Annotated in this window: 19 protein-coding genes; all 19 read left to right on the top strand. The window is 42.4% G+C overall.

Features of this window, described 5'->3' with window-relative positions; translation table 11 throughout:
* Nucleotides 1-5: 5 nt before the first annotated feature.
* From IJE10_00585 to IJE10_00495, 19 genes are read left to right on the top strand one after another with little or no spacing between them, the layout of a single operon-like run.
* The gene (locus tag IJE10_00585) at nucleotides 6-395 is read left to right on the top strand and encodes a GtrA family protein (GenBank protein ID MBQ2966604.1); all 390 of its coding nucleotides are present in this window, start codon (nucleotides 6-8) and stop codon (nucleotides 393-395) included.
* Nucleotides 395-937, top strand: coding sequence for a serine acetyltransferase (locus IJE10_00580; protein ID MBQ2966603.1), 543 nt, complete (start codon nucleotides 395-397; stop codon nucleotides 935-937). Before IJE10_00585 ends, IJE10_00580 begins: the two co-directional genes overlap by 1 nt.
* A 30-nt stretch (nucleotides 938-967) precedes the next feature.
* Nucleotides 968-2,473 carry a hypothetical protein gene (locus IJE10_00575; protein ID MBQ2966602.1) on the top strand — a complete coding sequence of 502 codons (1,506 nt, stop codon included), beginning with the start codon at nucleotides 968-970 and terminating at the stop codon, nucleotides 2,471-2,473.
* Complete coding sequence (locus tag IJE10_00570; GenBank protein ID MBQ2966601.1) at nucleotides 2,473-3,207, top strand: glycosyl transferase; 735 nt, start codon at nucleotides 2,473-2,475, stop codon at nucleotides 3,205-3,207. The genes IJE10_00575 and IJE10_00570 overlap by 1 nt, the downstream gene beginning before the upstream one ends.
* A 2-nt stretch (nucleotides 3,208-3,209) precedes the next feature.
* On the top strand, nucleotides 3,210-4,763 hold the full coding sequence (locus tag IJE10_00565) for a glucosyltransferase domain-containing protein (protein ID MBQ2966600.1): 1,554 nt from the start codon (nucleotides 3,210-3,212) through the stop codon (nucleotides 4,761-4,763).
* Nucleotides 4,760-5,602 (top strand): ChbG/HpnK family deacetylase, encoded by an 843-nt coding sequence (locus tag IJE10_00560; GenBank protein ID MBQ2966599.1) that lies wholly within the window; start codon nucleotides 4,760-4,762, stop codon nucleotides 5,600-5,602. The genes IJE10_00565 and IJE10_00560 overlap by 4 nt, the downstream gene beginning before the upstream one ends.
* Nucleotides 5,603-5,607: 5 nt before the next feature.
* Entirely contained in the window at nucleotides 5,608-6,288 is a 681-nt protein-coding gene (locus tag IJE10_00555) for a sugar transferase (protein MBQ2966598.1), read from the top strand.
* A gap of 27 nt (nucleotides 6,289-6,315) precedes the next feature.
* A complete protein-coding gene (locus IJE10_00550) occupies nucleotides 6,316-7,422 on the top strand; it encodes a glycosyltransferase family 4 protein (GenBank protein ID MBQ2966597.1) in 1,107 nt (368 codons plus the stop codon).
* Nucleotides 7,423-7,458: 36 nt separating this feature from the next.
* Nucleotides 7,459-8,673, top strand: coding sequence for a metallophosphoesterase (locus IJE10_00545; GenBank protein MBQ2966596.1), 1,215 nt, complete (start codon nucleotides 7,459-7,461; stop codon nucleotides 8,671-8,673).
* A gap of 20 nt (nucleotides 8,674-8,693) precedes the next feature.
* Nucleotides 8,694-10,049, top strand: coding sequence for a hypothetical protein (locus IJE10_00540; protein MBQ2966595.1), 1,356 nt, complete (start codon nucleotides 8,694-8,696; stop codon nucleotides 10,047-10,049).
* Nucleotides 10,050-10,063: 14 nt separating this feature from the next.
* Complete coding sequence (locus IJE10_00535; protein ID MBQ2966594.1) at nucleotides 10,064-11,923, top strand: diguanylate cyclase; 1,860 nt, start codon at nucleotides 10,064-10,066, stop codon at nucleotides 11,921-11,923.
* A 16-nt stretch (nucleotides 11,924-11,939) separates the two neighbouring features.
* Nucleotides 11,940-13,229 carry an O-antigen ligase family protein gene (locus tag IJE10_00530; protein ID MBQ2966593.1) on the top strand — a complete coding sequence of 430 codons (1,290 nt, stop codon included), beginning with the start codon at nucleotides 11,940-11,942 and terminating at the stop codon, nucleotides 13,227-13,229.
* A 9-nt stretch (nucleotides 13,230-13,238) separates the two neighbouring features.
* Complete coding sequence (locus IJE10_00525) at nucleotides 13,239-14,447, top strand: glycosyltransferase (protein MBQ2966592.1); 1,209 nt, start codon at nucleotides 13,239-13,241, stop codon at nucleotides 14,445-14,447.
* A 5-nt stretch (nucleotides 14,448-14,452) separates the two neighbouring features.
* The gene (locus tag IJE10_00520) at nucleotides 14,453-15,511 is read left to right on the top strand and encodes a glycosyltransferase (protein MBQ2966591.1); all 1,059 of its coding nucleotides are present in this window, start codon (nucleotides 14,453-14,455) and stop codon (nucleotides 15,509-15,511) included.
* Nucleotides 15,512-15,521: 10 nt separating this feature from the next.
* Entirely contained in the window at nucleotides 15,522-16,541 is a 1,020-nt protein-coding gene (locus IJE10_00515; GenBank protein ID MBQ2966590.1) for a glycosyltransferase family 2 protein, read from the top strand.
* Between the two features lie 7 nt (nucleotides 16,542-16,548).
* Nucleotides 16,549-17,616 (top strand): glycosyltransferase, encoded by a 1,068-nt coding sequence (locus IJE10_00510; protein MBQ2966589.1) that lies wholly within the window; start codon nucleotides 16,549-16,551, stop codon nucleotides 17,614-17,616.
* Nucleotides 17,617-17,630: 14 nt separating this feature from the next.
* Nucleotides 17,631-19,013 (top strand): EAL domain-containing protein, encoded by a 1,383-nt coding sequence (locus IJE10_00505; protein MBQ2966588.1) that lies wholly within the window; start codon nucleotides 17,631-17,633, stop codon nucleotides 19,011-19,013.
* A 10-nt stretch (nucleotides 19,014-19,023) separates the two neighbouring features.
* Complete coding sequence (locus IJE10_00500) at nucleotides 19,024-19,965, top strand: glycosyltransferase family 2 protein (GenBank protein ID MBQ2966587.1); 942 nt, start codon at nucleotides 19,024-19,026, stop codon at nucleotides 19,963-19,965.
* 30 nt (nucleotides 19,966-19,995) lie between these two features.
* Entirely contained in the window at nucleotides 19,996-20,913 is a 918-nt protein-coding gene (locus IJE10_00495) for an EAL domain-containing protein (protein ID MBQ2966586.1), read from the top strand.
* Nucleotides 20,914-20,951: the final 38 nt, after the last annotated feature.

Raw genomic sequence — 20,951 nt, 5'->3', positions numbered from 1 at the left:
ATCAAGTGGTGTTTTTACAGCTTGTAAAATTTGGAATTGTGGGTGTGATTGCCGCATGTACCGATGTGGGTGTTTTGGTGGTTTTAAAAGAATGCCTGCACATAGATGTGTTGCTTGCCTCGGCAATCTCCTTTAGTGTTTCGGTGACCGTAAACTATATTTTAAGCATGACCTTTGTGTTTAAAAGCAAAAACCAAAGCAAGCTGAAGGAATTTTTGGTATTTGTGGCTTTAAGCATTGGCGGACTTGGCTTGAATCAGTTGATTTTATGGATTGGCGTGCGGTTTACACAGGTTTACTATTTGATTATAAAATTTCTGGCGATGGTCATTGTACCCGTCTACAACTTTATAACCAGAAAAATATTTTTAGAATCCAAAGAGTGTGAAAAGTGATGAACAGCATTTTTAAAAAAGATTTATACAGATACTACGGCGAAAGCGGAGAACCTTTCTTAAAAAAGGTGTTCCGTCCCTTAGAGCTTAAATATCTTTCGGTATTCCGAAAAGCAAATGCCTGTAAATTCCTGCCCTTAAAGCTTTTTTACATGGTTAAGCTTTTGCATCTTTCGCACAAAACACAAATTCAGATTCCTGCAAGAACAAGCATCGGTGAGGGCTTTTATATCGGGCATCTGGGCAGGGTGATTATTCATCCCGATGCGGTTTTAGGCAAAAATGTCAACATCGGCACAGGGGTCACCATTGGTATGGAGAACAGAGGTAAGCGGAAAGGAGCACCCCGCATTTCAGACGAGTGCTGGATTGGAACCAATGCGGTGATTGTGGGAAACGTTACAATCGGCAAGGATGTACTGATTGCACCGCTTTCTTATGTGAATTTTGATGTGCCTGACCACAGCATTGTGGTGGGCAATCCGGGGAAAATCATTCCGAGGGAAAACGCAACCGCAGAATATATCTGCAACCGCGTATAACATGTTTTGGCAAAGGATGGGGGTGACGGCTTGGCAACGGCAAAGGATTCAAGAATAAAAAATAATCTGCTGTCTTCTTTGGTGTATCAGGTGGTGCTGATTACCTTAAGCTTTCTTTTGCCGAGACTGTATCTTGAAAATTTCGGCTCGGAGGTCAACGGCGTCCTTTCTACCATCAAACAGATTTTTACCTATATGTGCCTTTTAGAGGCGGGCGTAGGGCTTGCCACAACGCAGGCGCTTTATAAACGCATCGGCGAAAAGGATTTTAAGAGCGCAAGTGCTGTGCTGTCTGCCACCAACGCCTATTATATCAAAACAGGGTTTATCTACTCTGCAATTGTGCTGGTGATTGCGGTGGTGTACGCCTATTTTGTGCCTACCTCCATCAACAGTCATGTCTTGTTTTTCATTGTCATCTTAAATGCGATTCCGTCGCTGTTCAGCTATTTTGTGCAGGCAAAATACAGAATTTTAATGGAGGTTGACGGCAGAAAGTATGTGTTAAATAACGCAGAAACGGTGCTTCAGCTTGCCTCTAATGTGGGCAAAATTCTGGTTCTGCTTTTAACCGACAGCCTGATTTTAATTCAGCTTGTGTATTGTATCATTGCACTGATTCAGCTTGTATACCTGTATTTTTATGCCAAGCGCAGATACAAGTGGCTGGATTTAAAGGAAACACCCGACTATGAGGCAATTTCTCAGAAAAATTCGGTGCTGATGCATCAGATTTCGGGTATGGTGTTTAATAATACCGATGTATTGCTGATTTCCTTTTTATGTGATTTTAAGGCAGTCAGCGTGTATGCCATTTATAACATCTTTTTTTCGCAGGTGCAGACATTTATTACAAGCCTGGTTTCGTCCTTTACCTTTGCCCTCGGGCAGATGTTTCACACAGACCGCGGTCGGTTTGATAAGCTGTTTGAGGCGTACGAAACCTTTTATATCATGATAACTTACATCATTTATACCTTAATGGCGGTATTTTTGTTACCGCTCATTCAGATTTACACAGGCGGTATCAACGATGCCGAGTACACCAATCCGCTGTTGCTGTTATTGTTTGTCATTATGAATTTAATTGCCAACGGCAAGCTTCCCGTGAACGGGATTATCGAGTATTCGGGCGATTTTAAGAAAACCCGTTCCCATGCAATCTGGGAAATGATGATCAACATCACCTTTTCGGTGGTCGCAATTTTGTGCATGGGAATTTGCGGTGCCATTTTAGGTACAATCGCGGCACTTTTGTATCGCGGTATTGTAACCATTTATTACGCAAACAAAAAGGTTTTACAAAGAAGTCTGCTGTCCACCTGCAAAATCCTGCTGGTAAACGGTGCGGTTTTTGCGACGGTTATGGTCATCTTCTTTGTGGATACCTTTAGCAATATTTCGTTTTTTAAGCTGTTGCTTTACGGCGTCATCCATGCAATCTGGATTGTGCTTTTATACCTCGCCGTAAATTTTGTATTTAACAGAAAAGCCTTTCAAACGGTTTTTGAGCTTTGCAGGGGGAAGGAAAAGTAATGCACATTCCAAAAGTGATTCACTATTGCTGGTTTGGCAGGGGTAAACTACCGCCACTGGCAGAAAAATGCATAAAAAGCTGGGAAAAATACTGTCCCGATTATAAAATTGTCTGCCATACCGAAGACAACTTTGATATCGCACAAAACCGCTATGCAAGGGAAGCCTATGAAGCAAAAAAATGGGCATTTGTCAGCGATTATGTACGGCTTAAGGTCTTGTATGACGAGGGCGGGATTTACTTTGATACAGATGTAGAACTGATTAAACCCATTGACAGCCTGATTGAAAACGGTGGCTACATGGGCTTTGATGACAGCGGTCTGATTTCAACAGGTTTAGGCTTTGCCTGCGAAAAGGGCAATGCGCTTGTGGGTGCGTTGCTTTCGGATTATGACGACATTTCCTTTGTGCTTCCCGATGGGCAATTGGATTTAACGCCCTGTCCCGACCGAAATACCAAAACCATGATTAAGATGGGCTTGGACACCCAAAAAAAGGATCAGGTGTTTATGAAGTTGCACTTGCTTCCCGAGGAGTATCTTTGTCCCGTGAAATATTATACAGGAAAGAAGAAAATTACGAAAAATACATATTCCATTCATCATTTTTGTGCGTCCTGGACATCCAAAACCGCAAAAAGAACGGTGTTCCTCAAACGACTGATTGGTGTAAAGCTTTATAACAAGCTTTATGGGAAATTTTTACATAAATTTAAATGGCTGGAGTGGTAAATATGCCTGAAAAAGCATTGAAAAAACTGAATACATATATTTTACCCGCATGGAAGGCTTGTTTTTTTGTGGCATTGGCGGTGGGCTTGACAGCGCATTTTTATAAAATCACCAACTGGCTTCCCAACTGGGACTCTTTGGTGTTCCGCTACGATGCCCAGAATATGATTGCCCTCGGCAGATGGTTTTTGCCTGTGGTATGTTCCTTCAGCTCTTTTTACGACCTGCCCTTTTTAAATGGGCTTCTTGCCATTTTGTTCCATGCCCTTGGTGCGGTTTGCATTTGCAGAATGTTTCGGGTGGAAAGAAAAATAACTGCCGGATTAATCGGGGCGGTGGTGGTATCGTTTCCGACCGTGACCTCGATTATGATGTATAATTATGTAGCAGATGGGTACAGCATCGCGTTCTTCCTTTCTGCCCTTGCAGGGGTTTTGTTAACAAAGGAAAAACCGAATTATCTGATTTCTGCGGTGCTGATTGCTTTGGCAACCGGTATTTATCAGGCGTACATTACCGTTACGGTGGTTCTGACTCTGCTTTGGCTGATTCATCAGATTCTCTTTCACAGAATGCCGTTCGGGACGGTTTTGAAAAAAGCCTTTGCCATTTTATTCTCGGGCATTCTGGGCGCCCTGCTTTACAGCTTCATGCTGAAAATCCTGCTTTCGGCTTTCTCGATGGAATTATTGGAATACCAGGGCGTAAGCTCGTCCGCATCGCTTGCGGATATGAACATTTTAGCTTCTCTTTATGTGGCACAGCAAACATTTTTGGACTGTTTCTTTGATTTGTCAAAAGGCTTGAACGTCTATGTGACTTTAAATGCCGTTGTTTTGATTTTCTGCCTTGCTTTTTACATAAACAGCATGGTGCAAAATAAAATTTATAAAAGCCCCACCAATACCTTGATGGTCATCCTGTTGTGTGCGATGCTTTTGCTTGGGGCGGGGGCGCTGGCGTTTGTCAACCCTGCGGTGGATTACCATAACTTAATGCGCATGAGCTATGTGGTGTTTTACCTTTGCTTCCTCCTTATTTATGAAAGAGGAGCCGAAAAAAACGAAAAACGCACCGCAGCAAAACGCTGGATTGTGCTTGTTACAGCCTGCCTTTTGATATCCAATCAGATTGTGATTGCCAATGTCAGCTACCATAAGGCACAGATTGCCTATGAAAAGTCTTACGGGATTTTGATGCGCATCGCAGACCGCATCGAACAGACCCCCGATACAGATACCTGCGATAAAATTTTAGTGATCGGGGCATTAACAGACAGCGAGGACTACAGCGTAAATCTTACGCCCGATATCACGGGCATCACAGACGGCTATATCCTGCGCGCCGATGATGAAACGGTTGGGCAAAGTGTGGTTTGCAGTGCTTTAAATGACTACTGCGGAAAAGATTACGCGTTTGTAAGCGGCAAAGAAAAGATAATGCTTATGCAAAACGAAACGGTAAAGTCCATGCAAAGCTGGCCGGGCAAAAACTGCGTGGCGGTTGTGGACGGCATAGTCGTGCTTAAGCTTGGTACAGAAGGTGAAAGCAAGTGATTTATTTTTGTGCAGACGATTACGGACTTTGCGACAGCGTTAATCTTCACATTCAGCAATGCATAGACGGCGGTACGCTGAACAAAGTAAGCGTTTTTCCGAATTTTGATGCGGTGGATTTGCGAAAATTCAACCCGGATACCAGAATTTCTTTGCATTTGAATCTGGTGGAGGGTAAATGCCTGTCTAAGGCGGAGGAAATTGACCTGCTTGCAGACAAAAACGGAAATTTTAAGCATACCTTTTTTGGACTTTTTAAGCTGTGGCTGTTTCAACCGAAAAAACTGGAGGCACAGCTGTATAAGGAAATCAAGTTGCAGGTTTTGTGCTGGAGAAGGGCATTGCCTGAGGGTGTGGACTTTTGTATCGACAGCCATCAGCATACCCACATGCTGCCACCCGTCTTTAATGCCTTGCTACAGGTGTTAAAGGACGAAAAAATGAATATAGAGTATATGCGGATTCCTGCAGAGCCGATTTTGCCGTATCTGAAAGCTCCGTCACTGTATTTTACATACAGTCCGGTCAATCTTATCAAGCAATGGCTTTTAAAATTTCTTTGGCTCTGCAATAAAAGGAAAGCAAAACATATAAAAAAAGCATATTTTATGGGTATTTTGTTTTCGGGGAAAATGGACGAAAAAAGAGTTCTGAAAATTTTGCCCGCATATGAAAAGCTTGCCCGAAAAACAGGAGCGGATATTGAAGTGCTGTTCCATCCCGGATTTATAGAGCAAGAAAAAGAAATCGAAAATATTGTATTCCCGAAATTTTATTTTTCGGAGAACAGAAAAACAGAATTTGATTCTGTCAAAAAAATAGCAGAAAGAAGTGTTTGAACCAAATGCCGTACATTGATCAGGACAAAGTTGATGCAAAAACAAGAGAAAAGTTAGAAGCGATTATCGAAAAATCCTATTCCACCTTTTGGGCGCAGAAGAGACTTTTTGATATTTTCTTCGCAACCTTAATTTTACTGTTTTTCTTACCGCTGATGATTGTCATTGCCATTGTGATTGTCATTGACGATCCCAGCGCAGGGCCGTTTTACAAGCAAATCAGAGTCGGACGGCACGGCCAAGAATTTTATATGTACAAATTCAGAACCATGCGTGCCAATGCCGATAAAATGATTGACGAGCTGGCAAAGCAGAACGAAATGGACGGACCTGTATTCAAAATAAAGGAAGACCCCCGCATCACAAGAGTCGGCAAGTATTTAAGAAAGCTTTCTTTAGACGAGCTGATGCAGTTCTTTAACGTTTTAAAGGGCGACATGACCCTGGTAGGTCCGCGTCCGCCGCTGCCGAGAGAGGTAAAGTATTATACCGATTACCAGCGTCTTCGTCTGCTGGTTACCCCGGGACTTACCTGCACCTGGCAGATTTCCAAAAACAGAAACGACATCCCCTTTGAACAGTGGGTGGAAATGGATATCGAATACATACAAACCAGAACATATCTTAATGATTTGAAAATTATGCTGAAAACACCGCTTGTCATGCTTACGGCGACCGGGCGGTAAGTTGGAGTGAAAAATATGAAAATTGCTATGATTGGGCATAAGGTTGTTCCCTCAAGACGTGGCGGCATCGAAAATGTGCTGACCACCCTTTGTCCCATGCTTGTGGAAATGGGGCATGAGGTTACCTGCTATAACCGCTCCTCGGATAAAGTGGAAAACGAATATGTGGGAACGGTAAAAAACAAAATGTATAAGGGCGTAAAGCTGAAAAATGCATGGACACTAAACGTCAGGGGCTTTGCCGCAATGATTGCATCCTTTACGGCGGCAATTTCGGCTTCCTTTAGCAATTACGATGTAATACATTTCCACGCAGAAGGTCCCTGTGCGGCGCTCTGGATTCCAAAGCTTTTCGGGAAAAAATGCGTTGCCACCGTGCATGGGCTGGATTGGCAGAGAGAAAAATGGGGCAAGGGCTTTGCCTCCAAATATATTAAATTCGGCGAAAAAATTCTGGCAAAATATGCAGATGAGGTCATTGTTTTAAGTCAGGCGGCGCAGGATTATTTTAAGGAAACCTACGGGCGGGAAACCACCATCATTCATAACGGCATCAGCCGTCCTGAAAAAAAAGAAGCTGAAATCATCACCGAAAAATACGGCTTGAAAAAAGACGAATACATAGCAATCGTTTCAAGACTGACCGCGGAAAAGGGGATTCATTATCTTATTGATGCGTATAAGAGCCTTGAAACGGACAAAAAGCTTTTGATTGCAGGGGATACCAGCGATACCGATGCGTATGTGCGTATGCTTAAGGAAAAGGCAAAAGGGAATCCGAATATTATCTTTACGGGCTTTGTGTCGGGGGATACGTTAAATGAAATTTATTCCAATGCCTACTTAAACGTATTGCCCTCAGACTTAGAAGGTATGTCCCTTTGCCTTTTGGAGGCACTTTCTTACGGCAATGCCCTTTTGTGCTCGGATATTCCCGAAAACACAGCGGTTGCAGAGGATAAAGCCATGTACTTTAAAAAAAGCGATGTGGCGGATTTGGCGGATAAATTAAAGCTTTTATGTACCGACAGCAGGCAGAAAGAGCTGCTAAAGAATGGTGCAGATACATTTGTTTTAAACAAATACAGCTGGCAGGAGGTTGTAAAAGCAACCTGCAGGCTTTATCAGAAATAAAAGTATAGGCTTTTTTGGATAAGGAAAGTGAAAACTATGGAAAAAACAGAAAAATATCAGGAAAGAGTAAAAGAGCTTTTTAAAGAGATCGCACCCGATGCCCTTTATGAAAAGTGGGCAGATACCTTTGTCATTGAAGATGTGGATGAAAAGCAGGTCCTGGTGACCTACCATGGTGCAGAGGATGTTAAACGGTTCAAAAAGGAATGCTGGAAAACTCTGCAGGTGTGTATTGATTCGGTTATCGGCGTGGGGAAATCCGTAAAAATTGCGAAGCAGACCGCGTACAATACCCTCAGCCCAAAAACTAAAAAGAATATTAAGGCATTTAAATTCTTTGCAATCGGTATGGTTTTTGTGTGTATTGCAACGCTGGTTATTCTGGTGCTTTGCAACTATATCGGTAACAGAAATTTCAGGGAAACCTTTTACAGCACAAGCAGTATCAAGGTGGACAGCTGTGTAAGGGTTGTACAGCTTTCCGATTTGCACGGTGCTTCTTACGGCAAAAACAACAAAAGACTGTCAGCGCGCGTAAAAGAACTCAAACCCGATCTGATTATCTGCACAGGGGACATGGTGGATTCCGTAAAAGAAGATGCGGACGAAGCGGTTGCCTTATGCAAAGAGCTGGCAAAGCTTGCACCGACCTATTATGTGTATGGCAACAACGAGGTAGAAGGCATCTTCGACTTCCCGCTGAATGAAAAAGCTCTGGACAAAAAGTTTGGCTTTAACAAAGAAAACCGCGACGAAACAGCACTTTTAAAGCTTGACGATTCCTTTGAGAAAAAGCTTGAAGAGGCAGGTATAAACGTTTTGAAAAACGAAATGGATACCATCAGAGTCAAAACCATGGATGTCGACATATACGGGGTTTTAACCTCCAATCCGTCCTGCTTCTGGTCTTACTCGGAAAAAGCATTTTTAAGCTACCTGGAAGAAAATCCCGACCATCTGAAAATCACAGCGGTACACGAGCCATTTATATTTGAAGAGTTTACACCGGATTTCTGGGGCGATTTAATGGTTTGCGGACATACCCACGGCGGTGTGGTACGCGTTCCCGTGCTCGGGCCTTTATACACCAAGGAGGGAGGCTTGTTCCCCGAACGGAGCGGATGCTTTGTTTATGGCAGATACGATGCCGCAGGCAAGCCCATGATTGTAAGCGCGGGCTTGGAAAATTCCAATGTGCTTCGCATCAACAATCAGCCGGAGCTGGTTATTATTGATATCAACAAATTTTAATGTTGGGAGGGTGGCAGAATATGTTAACGGATTTACTTCAAAAATTAATCATTCTTGTGTTTTTCGTGTTGTTTGCAGTATCTGCAGTAACCATACTGTTGCGTTTGAAAAATGTAAATCGCACAGAACGGACACAGATTTTTAAAACCGCAGAATATTTAAGTGCATGGATGATTCTGGTGTGCTTTGTGTCCACCATGGTGTACGGATTTTTCAATCATTTCGAGCTTAAAAAATCTGTGCATGCCATTGTATCGCTGAACTATTCCGAAGCATCCCAGGCACTCAATTCCAACGGAACCAGATACAATATGGCAGAAATCATCAGCGACGAGGTGGTGGAAAGAGCCATACAAAAAGGTGCGCTGGAGGATGTTACGGTCAAACAGCTTAAAAACTGCCTGGTGGTTTATCCTTGCGTGCAGGGGGGTGTCGGAGACGAAACCCAGTACCACATCTCCACCGAGTTTGCGGTAGAATACCATGCTTCCAAGGACACAGACCATCTGGACTCTGAAAATGTGATTAAGCTCATCACCTCGGCTTATAAGGAATACTATATCGAAAAATATACCGATAATTTTAAATTAGATCCCGAAAAACCCGATTTTTCAAAGATGGAATATATGGACATTGTTTCTTATCTCGGCATGGAAGCCCAGGCAATTTTAGATTACCTTTATGGCATGGCAGAGAAAAATCCCAGCTTTGTGACCGAAAGCGGCAGCACCTTTAACTCTATTGCAGGTAAAGTGCATCAGTTTAAAGAAACGCAAATCAATCAGAATTTAAAATCCCTGATTCTGCAAAACGGAATTGCGCGGGATAAGGCAGGATATATTGACAGACTGACATACCGCAATATCAATGTGGATTTTGACCGTCAGAAAAACGAGGCGTCCTACAGACTTTGTAACGATGCAATCGCCATGTACAGCGAGGAAATGACCCGCGTAGTACTAGTGCCCACCTGGGACCAGGAGGGGAAATATTACATGGGCAGAACCAAAGTCGGTGTGGACGAGCTGTCTGTTATGGCGACTGAATTCAGCAATCAGGTTGCTGCCAATGAAAAAGAAATCATGGACAACAATCTGATAATGGGAAAAATTTCCGAAAACAGTCCGCAAGCACAGAATTTTTCTGAGGTAGATGCGCTGATAGAGTCTGTTTACGAAAGTGTAAAAGATTTTGAGACAGAAGCCATTACAGCGGGCAGAGAATATTCCAGACATAAAATGAACCAGTGTATTGCAGTCAGCATCTATGGTGTTTCGCTTATGAGCGAATTAAAGTCGCTTGTAGTGTTTGCGGCATTTGCATATATAACACTTGTGCTGTATATGATTTCCAAAAAATTTCCTAAAAAGGCGTAAAGGAGGGCAAAAACATGAAAAATTTTCAAATATTAAGATATTTAAAAAAGCTTTTGCCTTTCATTGTCATTTTTTGCCTTCTGGCAACCTATGCGATATATTTTAAGCTTTCCACTTCCAATACCTATATCGCATCGGAGGTTATTCATTATAACGATGCACAGGCAGAGCAGGGCTTAGCCCCCACGGGAGAAAAACTGGATGTAAACGAAATCAAATCCTCCGCCGTTATGTCCAAGGTTGTGGATAAAATGGGACTTACAGGCATTTACTCGGTGGACAGCTTAATTTCCAGAATTGATATTACCCCCATCGAAGATGCGGATAAGGTTGCACAAAAGGACGCAAAGCTTGAAGAGGGCGAGGAATACATCTACGAACCCAGCACCTTTATCGTTTCCTTTGCGGCAACCAGCGGAGAAGGTCCCGATTTTGCAAGAACCGTCTTAGACGAAATCCTGGACGTGTATTTTGAACAGTTCAGCCAGAAATATGTAAATGTTGCCCATGCAAACAACACCATTGAAAACATCAACAAAAACGATTACGACTACATCGAAATGATGGAGCTGATTGATACAAGCATCGATAATACCCTTTCTACCTTGTATCAGCGCATGGAACAGAACAATTACTACAGAGCCACCGAAACAGGTGTGTCCTTTTCCGAGCTGGCAGAGGATTTTAATTATTTAAGACAGGTAAAGGTTTCCTCGCTGTTCTCTACCATTTACAAATATCAGATTACCAAAAACAAATCGGTTCTGGTTTCGGACTACACCACAAGAATAGACAACAATAACATTTCCAACGAAAAAAATGCAAGCCTTGTGGAAGATGTTGTTACGGTTATTGATGCGTATGTCACCAAAATGCGGGATTCGGGCAATACAAACATTACCTACGAATACATTTTAGACAATCTGCATGAGCGAAACCTTGAAGAGTATGTGGGTGACCAGACCGTTACTTATGACGAACTGGTTTACAGCTGGAGAGACCATAATGAAAGTATAGAGCATGCGGTGATTGATTCGGCATACTGCACCTATATTTTAAATACCTTTACAAGCTGTACCGGTGCTTGCGGCGGTGCCTGCGAAGGGTCTTCCATGACCTGCTCGGAGCTTGGTAATGCGCAGTATGCAAAGGTAAGAGCCGAGGTGGAAAGTCAGATTGATACCCTTTTAAAGGACTTGACTGCACTTTATGACACCACCATGAAAACCAATGACGAATATAACAAATACTTAGGCGCAAGCTACATTTCGGTACTGTCCTCGGCATCTGTACGGGAAAGCGTAAATGTAATGCTGTATACTGCCATTGCGTTCTTCTTCCTGATGATTCTCTGCTGTGGCGGTGCAATCGTGCTGGGCAGAGCAGGCGATATCATCAACTACATTTTCTACACAGACCATCTCACCGGCTTTTACAACAGGGCATACTTTGATAAATACTTAAAATCCAAGGACAAAAAGCTTCTCGATGACGGTGTGGTATACTGTATGCTGGATATAGCCAATCTGGCGCATATCAACAGCGAATACTCAAGGGATGTGGGTGATGAAATCATCAAAATGTTCACAAGCTACATCAAAGAAACTTTCGGCAAATCCAAAACCGAGTACATTTATAACGGCAACGGAAGCTTTGTGATGCTGACCGAGGAATCGGATTACATCACGGTTGAAGATATCATGCGCCTCTTCCGCTTAAGACTGGACGAAAGAGAAGAACACAGAAACGTTGTAATCGAGTACAAAATCGGTATTGCCGAAACCTTTAAGGAAAACAAGACGGCAAGAAAACTGCTTTCGGAAGCCATCTCGAATAAAAAGAACTATACTTCGGATGTAAGAGAAAATCTATAAAAAGGAGGGACAGAGCGTGGAAAATAAAATTCTTGAACGCGCAAAAGAATTTTATTTTATGGTGGTAGCCATTCTGATGTATTATTTTTTAAACGAATACATCGACGTGGGTCTTCATATCACTTACCGCCACGCCTTTTCCCTTGTTCTGTTCGGCTCGGCAACTTTGCTGTTTTTATACAAGCCCAATATTGCAAGGGGCTTTACCGCGGTTTCAGATGCGGTCATTTACAGCATTCCGCTTCTGGTGACCACTTTGGTTTCCCTTTTTATATGGTTTACCGAAAAAGTGGATGTGGGTGTCATTTCCAGAGGTCTTTCCAGCTCTTTTATATATGCAAACATGCTTTCCATGGCATTGGGGGCAGGCGCTCTGCTTTATATTTTCGGCAAAAAAGGCATCTGGATGAACCTGGTTGCAATTCTGATTGCCAACATCTTAATGATCTTAACCGTTATTGCAAAAAACGGGCTTGCGAGCTATTTCAGCGAATTTATAACCCTTGTTACCACCTTTGCAGGGGTAACGGGCGATATTATCGTGCAGGCGGAAATTCACGAGCTTGCCTTTTGTCTTGGGGCGTACCTGATTTATATGCTGTACAAGCCCCAAAAAAACATACTTTACTTTATCCTGCTTTCCTTAAGCCTTTTCTGCTTTTTATCGGCATTTAAGCGTATTGCCATTATCGCTATCGCCATTGCACTTTTGTTTGGCTATCTTTTAAAATTCATTGCCCGCTACAACCTCAAAACCGCAAGCGGACTGGTTACGTTTTTTACAATTGTTGTCATCGGTTTGCTGATTGCATACATCGCGCTGATTAAAATGGATGCCTTTGAACTGCTGGAAAAAGCAGGCATTAACACCAGCGGACGTGTGGAAATTTATAATGCGGTGGATAAATTTTATGAATTCTCCCCGGGCTTTTTAGGAAACGGTATCGGCTTTTTAACCTATCAGTTAAACACCTTTATGTCCGTCGGGGTTGCATCGGTGCACAACGACTTTCTGCAGCACTTTATCGATCTTGGCTTTTGGGGTTATATTATATGGCTCCTGTCCATGACGCTGGTACGAATATGGTATTTCGGAAGAAAAGGAAATGTGGAGAATGCCATTATTTCGTTTATCCTCATCCTTTACTTAATCATTGTATCCACCACCGACAATACCATGAACTATCCGTTGCTTACGGGCGTTCTTGCTATACTGATGATGGGGCACTCCTTTGAGGAAAATGTGCGTCGGCGGGAAAAGAAAATGTTCGGGTATATTTCCAAAGAGAATCAAAAAAGAAAGTGAAGCACGGTTATGAAAATTTTAATGGTCAATAAGTTTCTCTATCCTCGCGGGGGCAGTGAAAGCTATATGCTGTACTTAGCAGAGCATCTTGAAAAAATGGGGCATGAGGTGCAGTTTTTCGGCATGCTCGATACGCAGAATACAGTAGGCAACAAAAAAGGCTTATACACACAGAACATGGACTTTCACGGGAAAGGCTTAGCCAGATTTTTGTATCCCTTTAAAATTATTTATTCCTTTGAAGCAAAGAAAAAAATTATGCAGGTGATTGAGGATTTTAAGCCTGACATCGTGCATATGAACAACATAAACTTTCAGCTTACTCCCTCTATCATTTACGGGGTAAAAAAGAAAGGCATTCCGCTGGTGCAGACGGTGCATGACTATCAGATGATTTGTCCCAACCACCTGCTTTATAACTTCGATAAAAACATCTCTTGCGAAAAATGTGTAAATGGTTCACATTTCAACTGCATAAAAAACAAATGCATTCACGGCTCTAAAATCAAAAGCATCTTAGGGGTTATCGAAGCAAAGCTTTATGCATTCTTGAAAACCTATAAAAAGGTGGATTTGTTTGTTTGTCCCAGCCATTTTTTAGAAAACAAGCTTTTGTCCGCAAAAGCCTATTATAAAGGCAAAACCAAAACCATACATAATTTTATCAACAAAGAAAAATTTTCTTCGGAGAATCAAAAAACAGACAACTACATTGTGTATGTCGGCAGACTGTCCAAAGAAAAGGGGATTGAAAATATTGCAGGCACGGCAAAGCTTCTTCCCGAATACCGGTTTGTGGTGGCAGGAAGCGGACCGGATGCGGATTTGTTAAACGGAATTTCGAACATCTTTCTTGCAGGCTTTCTGACCGGGGAAAGCTTAAAGACACTGATGGGTAACGCCAAAATCTTACTTTTGCCCTCGGTGTGCTATGAAAACTGTCCGCTCTCTATTTTAGAGGCACATTGCATGGGCGTTCCGGTGATAACCATGAACAGCGGCGGAATGGCAGAGCTTGTAAAAGACGGGGTAACAGGTACGCTTGTAACCGAGCCTACGCCCGAAGGCATTGCTTTAAAAATCAAAGAAACCCTCGAAAACGAGGAGTACTATACTGCATTAAAAGAAAACTGCAGGCAGGAAAAAGACAATATCTTAAGTGTAGAAGATTACGCAGATATTTTAGTAAAAGAATACGAAAAATTAGCCAAGAGGTGAAAAAATTGCCACAGCCCAAGGTAAGCATTATTGTTCCCGTTTATAATGCAGAAAAATATCTTGAAAGATGTATAAGCTCCCTGCAGAAGCAGACGCTTCAGGAGATAGAGATTATCTTAGTGGACGATGCATCCACCGACAATTCCCTTGCAATCTGTAAAGAAAAAGCGGAAAGGGATGCGCGTATAAAGGTGATACATAAGGAAAACGAAGGTGCAGGGTATGCCAGAAATACAGCGCTGAAGATGGCAACGGGTGAGTATATCGGTTTTTTGGATTCGGACGATTTTGTGGCACCCGAAATGTTTCAGACCCTTTGCGACAAAGCGGAGCAGTACAGCTCTGATTTGGTGATGTCCGGCGTGCTGTTCGTAGACGGCAATATGTTCAGCGAAAAGGGCGAATGCGAACGGAAAACCTACTTTGAAGAAGATACACATTTTGATACCGAAGAAAGCTTAAAAAAACTCCGCATGGGTATTGTGGGGGCAACGCCTGAGGATGCAGATGACAGCAAATACGGCATGAGCATCTGGAAAAATCTGTTCCGCAGAGCGATTATCGAGCAAAATAATCTGTCCTTTCAATCCGAGCGGGAAATGCTGTCAGAGGATGCACTTTTCATGGTGGATTACATCGCCTGCATCCGAAAAGCCACCGGTATCCGCAAAGCATTTTATCACTACTGCAGAAACGCCTCCTCCATTTCCAAAGCCTATAAAAAAGACCGCTTTGAAAAAAGCCTTGTATTTATAAAAGAGGTCGAAAGGCGATTTGAAAAAGACATCAAGCCCGAGGAATATCGGATTTACATAAACAGATTCTGGCAGGCAATGTGCAGAGTCATTTGTGCGCAGGAAATTCTGTATGCGGCAGAAAACAAAATAAAGTTTTCCGACTTAAAGAAACGATTAAAAGCAGTTTGCACCCATCCGCAAACGGTAAGCACCCTTAAAACTTACCCCTTAGGCACACTTCCGCTTAAACAGCGCGTGTTTGCATACGGCATGAAATACAGAATGTTTCTTTTGCTGAAAATTCTGGTCGGCTTAAGAAGCAAATAGGAGAAAATTTATGTTTTTTTCGGTAATTGTACCCGTCTATAAGGTTGAAAAATATTTACAAAGTGCCATTGAGAGTGTTTTGAATCAGACCTTTTCTGATTTTGAGCTGATTTTAGTGGACGACGGCTCTCCTGACAGCTGTCCTGCAATCTGTGACAGCTATAAAGCGAAAGATGCACGCGTGAAGGTGATTCACAAGTCCAACGGCGGTCTTGCAAGTGCCAGAAGGGCAGGCATACAGGTCGCTTCGGGGGAATATGTGTTCAACTTGGATTCAGACGACCTGATAGAAGCGGATACATTAGAGTGTGCCAAAAAAATCATCTGTGACACAGACTGTGACATGGTATCCTTTGCCTACCGCTGGGTAAAAAACGGACAGACGGTAAACCTTACGGACGATGGTCTGGATGAAGGCTTATACACAAAAGATAAAATCAAACAATACATTTATCCGCGTCTTTTGATGGACAAGGATATGAATCATGTTTCCTATTATCTGTCGGGCAAAGCGGTAAAACGAACCTTGCTCACACCCCATCAGCTTGCGGTAAACGAAAAAATATCTTTAGGGGAGGATTTGTGCTGTACCGTGCCCTGCTATCTGCACGCAGAGCGTGTGTATATCAGCAAAAAGACCGCGTATCTTTACACGGTGCGGGAGGATTCCTTGTCCAAAGAATTCAATACAAAGCAAATTGCACTTGTGGAAAACGTAATCCGCGAAATTGAAAAAAGCGATGCGGTAAAGCTTTCTGATTTTGAAAAACAAAAAAGCAGGTATTCCTGCTTCATGTGTTTTACAATATTGGCATCGGCAGCAGAAGGGAATCATTTTAAAAGCATCAGAGCCATCCGTGAAAGTGTCAAAAATTCGATGCATGCCAAACTGATTCCGCAGGCAGAGTTTGAAAACATATCTGTTAAAAGCAAAATTTCTGTATTTCTGATGCAGAAAAACCTTTACAAAATTGCGTTTTATTTCTTAAATGCATGTAAAAACATCAAAAAAATCTTAAGGAAAGGGTGAAAAGTCTATGAATCCGGCTGTATCGGTCATCATGAGCGTGTATAACGGCGAAGCGTATCTGAAAGAAGCGATTGAAAGTGTTATACAGCAGACCTTTAAAAACTGGGAGCTGATTGTGATTAATGATTGCTCTGCAGATTCTACCGCCCAAATCCTTCAGGATTTTTCGCAAAAAGACGAAAGAATCAGGGTGCATACCAATGAAGTGAATTTAAGACTTCCCGCATCCTTAAACAAAGCCATATCGCTTGCAAAGGGCAAGTACATCGCGCGCATGGATGCAGATGACATCTGTTTGACCGACAGACTTGCAAAGCAATATGCATTTATGGAGGCACACAGCGATATCGCGTTGTCGTCCTGCCGATTTATGACCTTAAAAAACGGCGTATATATGTCGGGCGGAGCAGGCGGTCGGTGTGACAACGAGGCAATTCGTGCCATGCTTTTGGTGGCAAACCCCATTCTGCACCCGGGCGTGTTTGCAAAAACAGAGGTCATGAAAAAGCTTCCGTATGATACTACACTTACCTGTACCGAGGACTTGGAACTTTGGACAAGAATGGCAATGGAAAAGCAGAAAATGGAGATTTTGCCCGAATGCCTTCTGATTTATCGGCTTCATGATAAGCAAATCACCAGCACCACCCAAGAGCGACAGCACACCGAAGTGCTTAAAGTGGAGCAAAGCTATTACGAAGCAATGGCAGAGGGTATGGACGGGCAGATGCAAGCTTTTTATATCAGCGGAATCTATTTTAAGGAAAATGCCGATATCACAAAATTTTCAGAATATGCAAAATGGCTGAGAGCCAAAACAAAAAAAAGCCTTGCCAAAAGGGATATAAACTACGCGTTGCTTGAAATTCTTGCAGAATACAAGCGGTGCGGTGTGCCAAAGGCGGATGTGATAAAAGCCATGCTTTCCTTTAACCCTGTATTTCTGATTCAAGAAGTGTACAGAAGAAAACAAACGGCAAGGCAGGATATTGAAAAGTGTATGCAAAAAGCAAACGAGACAGGTCTTAAACAGACGGCAGGAACAAAAGAGTTCCCAATTTTTGAAGAGAGATAGCAGGTGCCTACAAAATGAATTTTTTTGAATCGCAGATATTTGAATACCCTTATGTGATTATAACCATGCTTGCAATTGTTTTTCTTGTAATGGGCATTATCGGGCTGTATTTTACGGTTAAATCGGTAAAAACAGCCAAAGGAACAGCCGAGAAAAGCTTTTGCGGTATAAGTAAAATCGAAAATGATTTTGAAAAATCAGGAGCAATGCGGAAAAACCGTTCTCTCGTATATATTTCGCTATCCTTAGACAGCATGCAAAGACTGCATTCGGAGTCGAAGGTGAACAGAATGTATGCGCAACTTAAGAAGATTTTGTTCAGCCATTTGTGTTTGCAGGCAGACGGTGAGATGGCTCTTTACGGCAACGAAAATTTTGTTGCATTTAATACTCTCGAAGCTTCGGTTCTGGAAAATCACATCAAAAAGTGCTTCCGTGAAATCAACGAAGTGTTTATCAGCCACGGTGCGGTGAATGTGGTGCATGTACATTTCGGCTATCATCAGACGGCTGCAACGGATGTATCCTTTAAAACAGCACTGGCAAGAGCGAAACAGGCCTGCAGCATGGCGGCGGATAAAAAAGTTCTGTATTGTCAGTGGGACAGCTCAAACGGCAAAGCTTTTGAACGGAAAATAAAAATTGAAAACAATATACAGAATGAAATCGAAAATAACAAATTTTTTCTGGAGTATCAACCGATGCTGGATGCCAAAACGGATAAAATTATAGGTGCAGAGGTGCTGTCGCGCTTAAATTCTGCAACCGAAGGGGTGCTGACCCCTTATCATTTCCTTTCGGCAGTGAATAATGTGGGACTGAATGAAAAGTTTGACTACTATATCTTTGAAAAAAACTGCAAATGGATTGCAAGCGATAAGGAAACCCGCACCCGGTATGTCTACACAATCAATTTCTCGCGCTACACTCTTTGTGACCCGAATCTTGCGGATAACATTATAAATGTAGTAGGAAAATACGGGATTGATTATTCCTGCATTGCGGTTGAAATTTTAGAAGATAAAAACCTGAACGAAGCGGAAAAGATGATAATGATACAGAATCTGGCACGTCTGAAGGAAAAGGGTATCCTGATACTCTTAGACGACTTCGGCAAGGGCTACACCAGCTTTGGCGATTTAACTGATTTTGATATCAGCATTGTGAAAATCGATAAGGCAATTACACAAAATGCGACCACAGAGGCGGGATTTGTAATTCTGAAAAATATCATCAGAACGGCACATGACTTAGGGTTTAAGACCCTTTGTGAAGGTATAGAAACAGAAGAACACAAAAAAACAGTTGTAAAGGCAGGGTGCGACATACTGCAGGGCTATTATTTCTACCGTCCCATGCCGGTTACACAATTAGAAGCATTGTTTGACAAACAGTAGGGGGTGTTTTATGTTATCGGTAATTATTCCTGCTTATAACGAAGAAAAGTGTATCAGACGTGCATATGACACGATACATGCGTTGCTCTCGGAAAACAGAATTGACAGCGAAATTATCTTTGTGGATGACGGCTCGCAGGATCAGACTTTTCGGATTATCAAAGCACTTTCGGAAGAAAAGGACAACGTTTCAGGTCTGCATTTTTCCAGAAATTTCGGCAAAGAATCTGCCATCTCTGCAGGTCTTGCCGCCGCAAACGGCGATTGTGCCGTGGTCATTGACTGCGATCTTCAGCATCCGCCCGAAAAAATAGTCGAAATGTACCGTCTTTGGGAGCAGGGCTATGAAATAGTGGAAGGCATCAAAACAACACGCGGGCAGGAAAAGAAAGCACACAAGCTGGGTGCAAAGCTTTTCTATTCGGCAATCAGCCGCATGGCAGGCTTTGATATGGCAAATTCGTCCGACTTCAAGCTTTTGGACAGAAAGGTGGTGGATGTGCTTAATAAAATGCCCGAACGGGGATTTTTCAGAGCCATTTCCTACTGGGTGGGTTACCATAAAGCAACGGTTGAGTATGATGTGGCAGAACGGGTGGACGGAGAGTCAAAATGGTCTACCCGCGGACTGGTGAAATATGCAGTTTCCAACATTTCCTCTTACTCAACCGCACCTATGCAAATCGTAACGGCTCTGGGCATTGTAATGCTTGCCATATCAGTTGTTTTCGGTGTGTGGGCACTGATAGATAAAATCATAGGCAGAGCCCTTGAGGGTATGACAACTGTCATCATTATCACTATTTTTATCGGTAGTATCATCATGATCAGTCTGGGTATTATAGGGTACTATATTGCGCGGATTTATGAAGAAATCAAGGGCAGACCAAAATACATCATCTCTTCTACCGTAAAAAGCACAAAAAAAGACCAAATAGTATTTAAAAAATGAAAATAATATATTATTCATGGGGTGAATAACATGGAAAAGTTAATTCTGATATTGGCTTTGGTTGTTATTTTGGTGCAATCTGCGTTTGTTATAGCATTAATTTTACGTATCCGAAATATAAGAAAGCAAAGCGAGACGGCTATAAAGAAAGCCGGGAAGAAGGAAAGCAAGGCGAAGCAAACAGAAGTCGAAAAACATCTTGAAAGCATTTTAAAGGGCATTGAAAACAAAGAATTTAAAATGTATCTGCAGTTTGTGGTGGATAACAAGGACAAAAAAATCATTTCCGCGGAAGCCCTTTCGAGATGGGATAAGCCTGAAAGCGGAATCGTAGGTCCCGGCAATTATATCGGGCAAATGGAAGAAACAGGACTTATCAGCAAGCATGATTTTTATATGTTTGAGCTTGCCTGCCGTCAGCTGGAAAAGTGGAAGGATACCGAGTATAAGGATATTTCGATTTCCTGCAATTTTACGCGCATCACGCTTTCGGAAGAGGACTGTATTGACAAGCTGAAGGAGATTTCGGCAAACTATGATTTCGATAAATCAAAGCTTGCAATCGAAATTACCGAAGATGCGATTGAAAAAGACCGTGAAACGGCAAAACGGAATGTGGAGCTTTGCAAAGAGTTGGGCTTCAGAATTTATCTGGACGATTTGGGAAGCGGCTACACATCCCTTGCAAACCTTTGCGATTATCCGATTCATGTGGTTAAAATTGACCGCGACATTCTGCTCAAAACCGGTACCCAGCGCGGGAAAGAGCTGTTTTCAGGCATTATTGCACTTGCGCACAACTTGAATTTGTCTGTTATCTGCGAGGGGGTAGAGACAGAAGAACAAAACGCTCTTGTATCCGAGTCCCAGTGTGATTTTATTCAGGGCTGGTACTATTCCAAGCCTCTTCCGCTGGAAGAGTGCGAAACCTTCATTAAGCAGTATTAATAGTTTAAAAAAGGAGCTGTAAATTTATTACAGCTCCT

The sequence above is a fragment of the Clostridia bacterium genome (genome assembly GCA_017410375.1).
Taxonomy (GTDB): Bacteria; Bacillota; Clostridia; order RGIG6154; family RGIG6154; genus RGIG6154.
The sequence above is the reverse complement of the archived record's forward strand: the minus strand, read 5'-3'. Positions and strand labels throughout refer to the sequence as shown.